General features: G+C 69.5%; 14 protein-coding genes and 1 pseudogene. 8 read left to right on the top strand and 7 right to left on the bottom strand.

All coding sequences use genetic code 11. The features are described from left to right. Positions 1–221: 221 nt before the first annotated feature. A complete protein-coding gene (locus ACFR9S_RS08915) occupies positions 222–494 on the top strand; it encodes a hypothetical protein (protein ID WP_379732381.1) in 273 nt (90 codons plus the stop codon). A 1-nt stretch (position 495) separates the two neighbouring features. Here ACFR9S_RS08915 and ACFR9S_RS08910 read toward each other — a convergent pair whose 3' ends face one another. After that, the gene (locus ACFR9S_RS08910) at positions 496–1158 is read right to left on the bottom strand and encodes a DUF5806 family protein (protein ID WP_379732380.1); all 663 of its coding nucleotides are present in this window, start codon (positions 1156–1158) and stop codon (positions 496–498) included. A 94-nt stretch (positions 1159–1252) separates the two neighbouring features. Next, on the bottom strand, positions 1253–1780 hold the full coding sequence (locus ACFR9S_RS08905) for a GbsR/MarR family transcriptional regulator (RefSeq protein WP_379732379.1): 528 nt from the start codon (positions 1778–1780) through the stop codon (positions 1253–1255). A 90-nt stretch (positions 1781–1870) separates the two neighbouring features. On the opposite strand from ACFR9S_RS08905, the gene ACFR9S_RS08900 reads away from it, so the two are divergent. The 5 genes from ACFR9S_RS08900 to ACFR9S_RS08880 all read left to right on the top strand — a co-directional run bounded on the left by ACFR9S_RS08900 (position 1871) and on the right by ACFR9S_RS08880 (position 4983). Continuing rightward, a complete protein-coding gene (locus ACFR9S_RS08900; RefSeq protein WP_379732378.1) occupies positions 1871–2506 on the top strand; it encodes an ABC transporter ATP-binding protein in 636 nt (211 codons plus the stop codon). Beyond that, a complete protein-coding gene (locus tag ACFR9S_RS08895) occupies positions 2499–3227 on the top strand; it encodes a hypothetical protein (RefSeq protein ID WP_379818445.1) in 729 nt (242 codons plus the stop codon). Before ACFR9S_RS08900 ends, ACFR9S_RS08895 begins: the two co-directional genes overlap by 8 nt. Further along, positions 3224–3952 (top strand): hypothetical protein, encoded by a 729-nt coding sequence (locus ACFR9S_RS08890; protein ID WP_379730551.1) that lies wholly within the window; start codon positions 3224–3226, stop codon positions 3950–3952. Before ACFR9S_RS08895 ends, ACFR9S_RS08890 begins: the two co-directional genes overlap by 4 nt. Positions 3953–4048: 96 nt before the next feature. After that, the gene (locus ACFR9S_RS08885) at positions 4049–4417 is read left to right on the top strand and encodes a universal stress protein (protein ID WP_379730550.1); all 369 of its coding nucleotides are present in this window, start codon (positions 4049–4051) and stop codon (positions 4415–4417) included. Between the two features lie 2 nt (positions 4418–4419). Beyond that, positions 4420–4983, top strand: a complete 564-nt coding sequence (locus ACFR9S_RS08880; protein ID WP_379730549.1) for a GNAT family N-acetyltransferase — start codon at positions 4420–4422, stop codon at positions 4981–4983. Here the strand turns inward: ACFR9S_RS08880 and ACFR9S_RS08875 are convergent. Continuing rightward, positions 4962–5369, bottom strand: a complete 408-nt coding sequence (locus ACFR9S_RS08875; protein WP_379730548.1) for a universal stress protein — start codon at positions 5367–5369, stop codon at positions 4962–4964. The two genes, ACFR9S_RS08880 and ACFR9S_RS08875, sit on opposite strands and share 22 nt — an antisense overlap. Before the next feature lie 224 nt (positions 5370–5593). Between ACFR9S_RS08875 and ACFR9S_RS08870 the strand changes: the two genes are divergently transcribed. Then, complete coding sequence (locus ACFR9S_RS08870; RefSeq protein ID WP_379730547.1) at positions 5594–5935, top strand: hypothetical protein; 342 nt, start codon at positions 5594–5596, stop codon at positions 5933–5935. A 51-nt stretch (positions 5936–5986) separates the two neighbouring features. Here the strand turns inward: ACFR9S_RS08870 and hemB are convergent, their stop codons facing one another. Further along, a complete protein-coding gene (gene hemB / locus ACFR9S_RS08865) occupies positions 5987–6991 on the bottom strand; it encodes a porphobilinogen synthase (protein WP_379730546.1) in 1005 nt (334 codons plus the stop codon). Positions 6992–7083: 92 nt separating this feature from the next. Between hemB and ACFR9S_RS08860 the strand changes: the two genes are divergently transcribed. Beyond that, positions 7084–7248 carry a DUF6757 family protein gene (locus ACFR9S_RS08860; protein WP_379730545.1) on the top strand — a complete coding sequence of 55 codons (165 nt, stop codon included), beginning with the start codon at positions 7084–7086 and terminating at the stop codon, positions 7246–7248. A 1-nt stretch (position 7249) separates the two neighbouring features. Here ACFR9S_RS08860 and ACFR9S_RS08855 read toward each other — a convergent pair whose 3' ends face one another. The 3 genes and pseudogenes from ACFR9S_RS08855 to ACFR9S_RS08845 form a co-directional block, all read right to left on the bottom strand. Next, positions 7250–7747 (bottom strand): DedA family protein, encoded by a 498-nt coding sequence (locus ACFR9S_RS08855; protein WP_379730552.1) that lies wholly within the window; start codon positions 7745–7747, stop codon positions 7250–7252. A 77-nt stretch (positions 7748–7824) separates the two neighbouring features. Beyond that, positions 7825–8649: a PHP domain-containing protein gene (locus ACFR9S_RS08850; protein ID WP_379818444.1), complete on the bottom strand. Its 825-nt coding sequence runs from the start codon at positions 8647–8649 to the stop codon at positions 7825–7827. A 40-nt stretch (positions 8650–8689) separates the two neighbouring features. Next, a pseudogene (locus tag ACFR9S_RS08845) lies at positions 8690–9007 on the bottom strand (DUF5784 family protein); the annotation flags it as partial.

The raw sequence follows: 9007 nt of genomic DNA, 5'->3' as shown, positions 1-9007 counted from the left end.
CGCCCGCCGGGGGAGGGTGGGGGACTCGGCGCTGCGCCGGGCTTCATGCCCGGCGCACTGCGGTCGCAAGTTGCCAACGATCGAGGTGCTGTTGCCGTGGCGGGTGCTGTTCCAGAGGCTGTGCAGCGAAACAGCGTCGGCGAAACCGGAGTTCTTCCTCCAAGAGAACCCGACTAATAACGGCCACGGACGTTTTCACCCGGACGGTACAACCAACGATCATGCCCGAGTTCGACTCCGACGCCGTCGAGCCGACGCTCCGACTCCTCTACCAGTCCGGCGTCGGCATCTCGCCCAGCGGGATCGCCGCCAATCTCCACGACCGGATGGACGACCCGCCCGACCGAACCGCCGTCTTGAACGCCGTCAGGGAGCTTGCCGACACCCGGCTCATCCGCAAACTCGACGAGATGGAGTCCTGCTACATCATCACCGACCACGGCCGGGACTACGTCGAGACCGAGATCGACGACGAGGCCCCCGGCCTCCACTGACTCACTCAGTCTCGTGGACGTGCCCGCACTCCGGGCACTTCACCTCCTCGCCGCGCACCTCCGCGGAGGCCTCCCGCACCTCGCGCATCACCCGCGAAATCTCGTCCTCGGCCTCCAGTTCCTCCTCGACGGAGAGGTCCACCCCCTCGACCTCAAGCAGGAACTTCGCGATCTCGGTCACCTCGTACATCGTCTCGTCGAGCTCCTCGGCGGTGTAAAAGCCCGACATCGCGCCGTAGAGGAACGTCGCACCCGCCTTGGTCACCTTCTCCTCGAAGGAGGCGCGGGCCTGATTCACCGCCTGCGGGGTGTACGTGTCGGTCATAAAGGGCACCAGCCGCGGGAGGTTCTCGCCGATCTTGGTCATCTCGACGCCGGTCTCGGTCCGGAAGTCCGCACAGAGCCGGGCGATCGCCCACTCGCGGGCGGTGATGTACGTCCGATCGCGCAGAAACTCGTTGACGCGGTCGTAGTCCGCGCGATCCATCTTGGTGAACCGCTCGTACTCGGCGACGTCCTCCGGAACGTCCTCGGGAAGCTCCACGTCGCGCGAGGCGGTCGGTTCGGCTGACCCGTCGTCGGTGTCGGCGGCATCGCTGCGCTCGTCGGTCACATCCTCGCCCGTGTCGATCTCGTCGGCGCCGGGCGTCGAATCCTGAGCCATGTCCCGGTTTGTACGGTGTAGGGGGAAAGAGTTGTCCCCCACGCGTGCAGCGGTGTCGGGGCGGCTCGCGCTGGCCGCCGGGACGACCCGAGAGTCAGCGCCGTTCGAGCAGCTCGTCGATCGAGGCGATCGCCGATCGGAGTCGGTCGACCGGCGCGGACGTGACGACGTCGACGAACCGCTCGGACTGGGCGTAGACGCGTTGTAACTGGCGGACGCGCTCCAGGTCGTTCGCGGCCCGTTCGGAGTCAGCGGACTCGAGGATCGACTCCGCCTCGTTGAGGGCACGCAGCATCGTGTCGATCTCCCGCCGGAGCTCCTGGTCGAGGAACTGCTGAACGACCCGCCAGAAGTCGCGCTCGGCCTCGAAGAACACGCGCTTGCCCTCGCCCGGCATGGACCGTCGGTGGACCATGTGGAGCCGTTCCAGCTCCGTCATCGCGGTGCTGACAGTCGACTTGGCGAACCCGCTCGAGTCCGCGAGGTCGTCCAGCGACATCGGCTCCTCGGCGAAGTAGACGATCCCGTACAGCCGCCCGTAGCTCCGGTTGAGTCCGTATATCTCGGCGGATCGCTCGAACCCCTCGATGACGCGCTCCCGGGCAGTCTCGGCGTCGGCCATGTCCGAGACACGGCTCCGTAACGAATAAATCGTTTTGTTCTGAATATTCGGCATATGCCGAATGAAGGGAACGGAGGTGGGTCCTCGGACGTGGTCCTCTCCGCGACCGGCCTCGAGAAGACGTACTCTTCGCTGCTCCCGTGGGAGCCGAACGTGACGGTTCTCGACGGGGCGAGCATCGAACTCCGCGCCGGGGAGGTCGTCGGTATCGTCGGCGAGAACGGCTCCGGGAAGTCGACGCTGATGCAGTGTCTCGTCGGCGCGCTCGACCCCGACGCCGGCAGCGTCACTCGTCCCGGCGGGATCGGCTGGTGTCCGCAGGACGATCGGCTCTACGACCGGCTCACCGTGGACGAGACGTTTCGCCTGTTCGGGCAGGCACACGGGATGGCTCCCGAGGAGATCGAGGAGGCCGCCGACCGGCTGACCGAACGGCTGGCGTTCGAGCGGTTCCGCGACCGCCGCGTCGATCGGCTCTCGGGCGGCAACCGTCGGAAGCTCACGCTCTCGATCTCCCTGATGCACGACCCGGACGTGCTCCTGCTGGACGAGCCGTACACCGGGTTCGACTGGGAGACGTACCTCGCGTTCTGGGAACTCACCGAGAGCCTCTCGGAGCGAGGCACCACGGTGGCCCTCATCTCCCACCTCGTGCGCGAACAGGAGCGGTTCGACCGCATCTACGAGCTCAGCGACGGCAGCCTGACGGTGAGAGACCATGCGTAGCACGGCCGTCAGCGTCAGCGCACACGCCAAGAGCGTGCTCCGCCAGCCGACGACGCTCGCGCTGCTCACGCTCCTGCCGCCGTTCGTCGTCGTCCTCTACGGCGCCGCGATGGCGTCGTTCCCCGACGCCGTCGTTGGCGAGGCGTCGGCGACCGCGTACGGCCGCATCGGCGGGGCGCTGTTCGCGACAGCGTTCCTCTCGGGGCTGGTCGGCCTGTTCGGGACGGTCAGCGCCGCACGCGCCGATCGGTACCTCTCGTTCGCGGGTTACCCGGCGGGCGTGCTGTTCGTCACTCGGCTCGTCGTCGCCGTGGGCGTCGCCGCGGTCGCCGCCGGCGCTTCGCTCGCCACGCTGTCGGCCGCCGGTACCGACGTCGCCTCCGTTCCGCGCGCCTACGCCGTCCTCGTCCTCGCGGGGATCATCTACGGGCTCCTCGGGGTGGTCGTCGGGGCGCTCGTCACGCGGGAACTGGAGGGGTCGCTGGTTCTCGTGTTCCTCGCGGACATGGACTCGTTCCTCTCGGGCGACGTGCTCCGACTGGACACGGAGCTCGTGACGTATCTCCCGCTTCACCACCCCCACACGCTGTTCGTGGCCACGGTCACCGAGGGGACGTTCCCGAGCGACACCGTCCTCCCGGCGCTGGGCTATCTGGGCGTACTCGGCGTCGCCGCGGGGGTGGCGTACGCGGCGGCGACCGGGCGGAGGTGGTCGCTGTGAACCGAACGGGCGCCGCGATCGTGGCCACCGGCAAGGAGTTCCTGCGGACGCCGGTCGTCCTCGCCCTGCTCGTGTTCCTGCCGGCGTATTTCGTCTGGCTGCTCGGCGCGGTCCTGCCGTCGACGCCGGTGGCCGTGTCACTTCCGGGCCTGACCGTCGAGACGACGCTCGCCCACGGCGTGTTGCCCATGCTCGCGACGCTCGCCGCGGCGATGGTCGTCGGGATCACGGGGCTGTTCCTCACCGTCCGCTCGCTGGACGCCGACGGCTGGCTGCTGCTCGCCGGACTGCCGACCCGGACGCTGTTTTTCGCGCGGACAGTCGTCCTGACGGTCGCCGCCGTCGTGGCGTCCGTCGCCGCGACTGTCGTTCTCAGCGTGCACGTGGTGCCCGACCAACCGGCCCTGTTCGTCGTCGCGGTGTTGGTCCTCGCGCTGACGTACGGGCTGGCGGGGGCGGTCGTCGGCGTGGTCCTCGATCGGCTCGCGGGCGTCTACGTGATGCTGTTCGCACCGGCCGTCGACCTGTTCCTGTTCCACTCGCCGCTAGCGACCGAAACCCCGGAGTGGGCGGCCGTGTTCCCCGGCCGGTGGGCGGGCGTCGCGGCGACCGACGCAGCGCTCACGGTCGACCCCAACTGGGGTGCGCTCGCAGTCGGGATCGGCTACGCCGGGGTCGCCGCGGTGACGGCAGCGGTGGCGGTACGACACGCTGTCAAGCCCTGACCGATCACCGCGGGGCGGATCACCCAGACGGCGTCACGCCCCTCGTATTCGGTCGATGTCCGTGGTTTTATCGGGTCCCACGCCGACCTGCACCGCATGAAGGTGCTGCTCGGTATCGGCGGGAGCGACGACTCGATCCGGGCGCTCGAGCACGTGGTGGATCGCGCGGCGGCGGTCGGCGACGAGCTCACGATCGCGATCGTCGAGAACCCTCGCTCGCCCCGATCGCGTGACACGGTCGCCGAGCGAGCACGCGAGGAGCTCGACTCGGCCGGCCTCGACGCGGAGATCCGGCAGGTCGACGGCGACCCGGGGAGCGAGCTGGTCGACATCGCCGAGCGCGAGGGGTTCGACGAGATCGCGCTGGGCGGCGGACAGACCAGCCCGATGGGGAAGATCAACGTGGGCAGCATCGCCGAGTTCGTCCTGCTGAACGCCCACACGACCGTCAGGCTGGTTCGCTGAGCATGACCGGACCACAGCGCTACCCCGACGACGCCGTCGGGGGGCTTCCGACGCCGCCCCGGACCGTCGAGGACAACGAGGGGCGGGAAATTCGCGTCCGCGCCGACGACGGCAGCGAGAGCGACCGCGAGGCGCTCCGGGCGATGTACGAGGCGTTCGACCCCGCCGACCGGGCACAGGGGATCCCGCCGAGCCGCCCCTCACAGCTCGAAGACTGGCTCGACCGGATCCTCGACGAGGGCTGTTACAACGTGTTCGCGTTCGACGGCGACGACGTGGTCGGCCACGTGACGCTGGTGCCCGAGAACGGGGCGGAGTCGCCGTACGAACTCGCGATCTTCGTGCTCCAGTCCCACCAGGGCGCGGGGATCGGCACCGCGCTGATCGAGACGGCGCTGGGCTACGCCGCCGGGCAGGGGATCACGAAAGTGTGGCTCACCGTCGAGCGCTGGAACCGCGCCGCCGTCGGGCTGTACGAGAAGATCGGGTTTGAGACCACCGACGCCGAGAGCTTCGAGTTGGAGATGGCGATCCGGCTCGCCGATCAGACCGAGAGCACCGGCTGACTCGCGTAGCGCAGCACGTACTCCGCAGTTTTCTCCAGGACGGCCGCGCGGGTGCCGGTCTGTGGCTCCCGCGGGACGACGAGGAAGTCCGCGCCCACCTCCTCGGCGGTGTCGAGCACGACGCTGCCGGGGTGTTGGCTGAGGCGCTTCTCCGAGAACCCGGACACCGCCGAGGCCTCGATCTCGACGCCGCGCTCGGCAGCGATCTCCTCGGCGGTGTCGGCGTACCCCTCCGACTCGTAGTTGTCGGCGACGCCGTCGCCGAGCACGTAGACGACGTGGACCGCGGCGTCGTAGGTGTCGGCGACCGCCACGGCGTACTCGACGGCCCGGGTCGACTCCTCGCTCCCGTCGACGGCGACGAGTACGCGGTCGAACGGCTCCATGGGTGGGAGTCCACGCGGCGACGCAAAACCGTTTGGTTCGCAAGCGAGGTGGGAAAAAGNNCGCCGAAGGCGCGACGGCAAACCACCTCGGGAGGCGAGCGGGGAGTGTAACGACCCGCGAGCAAGACGGCGGAAACGCCGCCCAGTCACGGTAACAGCCGAACTCACCGTGACCTACCGCTCCGGCGGAAGGAATATCTGTTCTCGCTCCGACCACAGTCCCCATGGCCCTCCGAGCCCTCTGGAAGCCGGTCCTGCTCTACACCGGTGTCCTCGCCCTGCTCACGGTCGGTACGGTGTATCTCGCGACGCGATCGCTCGCGCTCATCCTCGTATTGACGGCAGTCGGCCTGCTCGTCGCCGTTCTCAACGGCGGCACCGCCGGGCGAACGAGCCTCGGCGGCGGCGAAAACTCGGACGAGGGCGGGGCGGAGTTCGACGAAGCAGGGCTGTTACCCCAAACGAGCACGGAGGTCTCGCTCCGTCTCACGCTCCTGCTCTATGGGACCGGCGTGTTTCTGTGGAGCCTCGCCGTGTTGATCGCGCTCGGCGACACGCTCGCGTGAGCAGTCTGTGGTTCGGTCCCGAGACGATGAGCCGTGGGTCCGCTACGTTATTCAGAGCGACTCGGCCACGTCCTCGGCGAAGTAGGTGAGGATCAGGTCCGCGCCGGCGCGCTTGATCGACAGCAGCGACTCGTGGGCCACGGCGTCCAGATCGAGCCAGCCGTTCTCCGCGGCGGCGTGCAGCATCGCGTACTCGCCGGAGACGTTGTACGCCGCCACGGGGTGGTCGTGCTCGCGGCGCACGTCCGCGACCACGTCGAGGTACGGCAGCGCGGGCTTGACCATCAGCACGTCCGCGCCCTCCGTCACGTCGAGGTCGACCTCGCGGCGGGCCTCCCGCGAGTTCGCGGGGTCCATCTGGTAGTGTCGGCGGTCCCCGAAGGCGGGCGCGCCGTCCGCTGCATCGCGGAACGGGCCGTAGAACGCCGACTCGTACTTAGCGGCGTAGGACATGATCGGGAGGTTCCGGAACCCGGCGTCGTCAAGCCCGTCGCGGATCGCGCCCACCATCCCGTCGAGGCTGGCGGAGGGCGCGACCATGTCCGCGCCCGCCTCGGCGTGGGAGACCGCGGTCTCGGCGAGCAGTTCGACGCTCTCGTCGTTCCGGACCGTCAGGTGGGGGTCCTCGTCGGCGTCGCCCTCGACGACGCCGCAGTGGCCGTGGTCGGTGTACTCACAGAGGCAGACGTCCGTGATCACGTAGGCGTCCGTCTCCGCGGTGATCTCTCGGACGGCGCGCTGGACGACGCCGTTCTCGGCGTAGGCCCGTGTGCCGCGGCTGTCCTTGAACTCCGGGATGCCGAACACCATCACCGCCTCGACGCCCGTCTCCAGCACTTCCTCGACGCGGGCGACGGCGTCGTCGACGGGGACGCGCTCGTGGCCGGGCATCGACTCGATCGGGACGCGCTCGTCGGTCGTCGCGTCGACGAACACGGGCGCGATCAGGTCCGTCGCGTCGAGGCTGGTCTCGGAGACGAGCGACCGGACGCCGTCGGCCCGCAGGCGCCGCGGGCGGCGGGCGTCGTCGCGGCCGGGACGGGGGATCTGCTCCATGCCGGGAACAGCGTCTCCGGCGGCAAAACCGCGTCGTTCCGGTCGGCCGCGACCCGCGTTTTTAACCGACTGGCCCGCGTAGTCGTTCACGTATGAAGTGTCACTACTGCGACGACGATGCCGTCTACGCCGCGGAGACGGACGGGATCAAGGTTGGTCTCTGCGAGCAGCACTTCCAGGAGCGCGTCGAGGAGCTGGCCGACGACGAGGGGCTGGAGGCGTTGCGGGAGCGGACCGAAATCGACCGCGCGGAGTAGCTCACCAGAGCACGTCGACGCCGAACACGTACAGCGCCGCGAGCGCGGACTCGAACACGAGCGTCCCGAGTGCCGACAGGGCGACGAACCGCCTCCGGTCCATCGACGCCAACCCCGCCGGGACCGTCAACATTCCGCGGGTGAACAGCATCGCGTTGCTGCCGGCGACGGCGTAGCCGCCCCAGCGCTCGAACCAGCCGTCGAACCGGGTCAGCGTGCGCTCGCTCACCCGGAACCATCTGTTCTGCAGGAGATACTCACGGCCGGCCCGCCGAGCGACCGTGAACAGCGCGACCTGCCCGACCGTGGCGCCGAGGACGGCGACGCCGAGCAGGGGGAGGAGTTCGTCCGGGCCGTGGCCCAGCAGCGCCAGCGACCCCGGGACGAGGAGTTCGCTGGGGACGAAGTACATCAGCATCGCCCCCTCGAGCACGAACACGCCGAACAGGACGACGTACGCCCACTCCGAGGTCAGCAGCGACTGCAGCCACCCCGGCATCTCGGCGACGATCCCCTCGTTCACGGCCGCCGTTACCGGAGTGGCGGATAAATCAGTTACTCTCGCCGGCAGCGAAGTCAGGCGAGTTCGACCGGCTCGGGCAGGCGCTCGCGGACCCGCTCCCACGCAGCCCGCGGGAGGCCGTCGACGGCCAGTTCCTGTTCGTGGGCGTCGGTGCCGCCGGTCGCGAGCAGATCGTGGTCGGCGATAGCAGCCTCGACGGGTCGGGGGTCGAGCGCCTCGGCGTCCTCGAGGGACACCGGGCGATCGTACGGGTAGTAGCGCTCGACGGCGTCGAGTTCGGCGGTGAGTTCCAGCGCGGCTTCAGGGTCGTCGTAGCGCAGCGGGTGAGCGAGCCCGACGAACGCGCAGGCCTCCTCGAGCAGTTCCCGACCCGTCTCGAAGTCGGGGACGTTCCGGGAGACGTAACACGAGCAGTCGTCGCCGATCAGGTCGTCGAACACGTCGCCGACGGCGTCGTAGTCGGCGGCGCTCTCGACGACCGCACGGGCGATGTGGGGCCGGCCCAGTCCCGGGTGGGGGTCGATGCCGAGATCGACGCCCAACTCTGCCTCCACGTTCTCGACGATCCGCCGGCCGCGGTCGACGCGGTCCTGCTGGAGCCGTTCGACCTCCGCGGTCAGCGCGTCGGTGGGTTCGAGGCCGTACCCCAGCAGGTCGACGCGCTCGTGGTCGGTCTCGACGCGGAGTTCGATGCCGCGTACCACGAGCAGGTCGCCGCGGCGCTCGACGGGGACCGAGAGCTCGGGGTGGTAGCGGTCGTGGTCGGTGACGGCGATGGCGTCGAGGCCCGCCTCGCGGGCGGTTTCGATCAGCCCGTCGAGCGAGAAGGTGCCGTCGGAGACGGTCGTGTGCGCGTGGAGATCGGCGACGACGCTCATTGGCGGACCCTGTCGACCGCGGGAGAAACCGCTTGCGGTGTCAGTCGTCGACCCACTCGACGGCGCCGTCGAGCTCCAGCGGGAGCCCGCCCTTCCGGTAGGCCTCGATGCGGCCCGAGGGCCGGGCGCGGAACACGACCGCTGGCCGGTGACGCACCTCGGGCTGTTCGCCGGCGATCGCGAGCCAGTCGTCGTCCGGGAACGAGGAGCAGTCGACGAACAGCGTGACGCCGCCGCCGTGCTCCTCGAGCTGGCCGGAGGACTTGGTTTCCGCGGTCTCCCGGATCGCGGTCACCGGCGAGCCCGCGGCACGGTGTTTCGGCGGGAGCGGCCGGGTGACCTCGACCAGCGACGCCTC

The sequence above is a fragment of the Halolamina salina genome (assembly GCF_042678005.1).
Classification (GTDB): domain Archaea; phylum Halobacteriota; class Halobacteria; order Halobacteriales; family Haloferacaceae; genus Halolamina; species Halolamina salina.
Note: the sequence above shows the minus strand (reverse complement) of the source record. Positions and strands in the feature narration are given on the sequence as shown.

Excerpts from the sequence above, each read along its gene's own strand:
- ACFR9S_RS08870 (WP_379730547.1), top strand. The coding sequence starts at position 5,594 with ATGGCCCTCCGAGCCCTCTGGAAGCCGGTCCTGCTCTACACCGGTGTC.
- ACFR9S_RS08905 (WP_379732379.1), bottom strand. The coding sequence starts at position 1,780 with ATGGCCGACGCCGAGACTGCCCGGGAGCGCGTCATCGAGGGGTTCGAG.
- ACFR9S_RS08875 (WP_379730548.1), bottom strand. The coding sequence starts at position 5,369 with ATGGAGCCGTTCGACCGCGTACTCGTCGCCGTCGACGGGAGCGAGGAG.
- ACFR9S_RS08855 (WP_379730552.1), bottom strand. The coding sequence starts at position 7,747 with ATGCCGGGGTGGCTGCAGTCGCTGCTGACCTCGGAGTGGGCGTACGTC.
- ACFR9S_RS08860 (WP_379730545.1), top strand. The coding sequence starts at position 7,084 with ATGAAGTGTCACTACTGCGACGACGATGCCGTCTACGCCGCGGAGACG.
- hemB (WP_379730546.1), bottom strand. The coding sequence starts at position 6,991 with ATGGAGCAGATCCCCCGTCCCGGCCGCGACGACGCCCGCCGCCCGCGG.
- ACFR9S_RS08850 (WP_379818444.1), bottom strand. The coding sequence starts at position 8,649 with ATGAGCGTCGTCGCCGATCTCCACGCGCACACGACCGTCTCCGACGGC.
- ACFR9S_RS08915 (WP_379732381.1), top strand. The coding sequence starts at position 222 with ATGCCCGAGTTCGACTCCGACGCCGTCGAGCCGACGCTCCGACTCCTC.
- ACFR9S_RS08910 (WP_379732380.1), bottom strand. The coding sequence starts at position 1,158 with ATGGCTCAGGATTCGACGCCCGGCGCCGACGAGATCGACACGGGCGAG.
- ACFR9S_RS08880 (WP_379730549.1), top strand. The coding sequence starts at position 4,420 with ATGACCGGACCACAGCGCTACCCCGACGACGCCGTCGGGGGGCTTCCG.
- ACFR9S_RS08895 (WP_379818445.1), top strand. The coding sequence starts at position 2,499 with ATGCGTAGCACGGCCGTCAGCGTCAGCGCACACGCCAAGAGCGTGCTC.
- ACFR9S_RS08885 (WP_379730550.1), top strand. The coding sequence starts at position 4,049 with ATGAAGGTGCTGCTCGGTATCGGCGGGAGCGACGACTCGATCCGGGCG.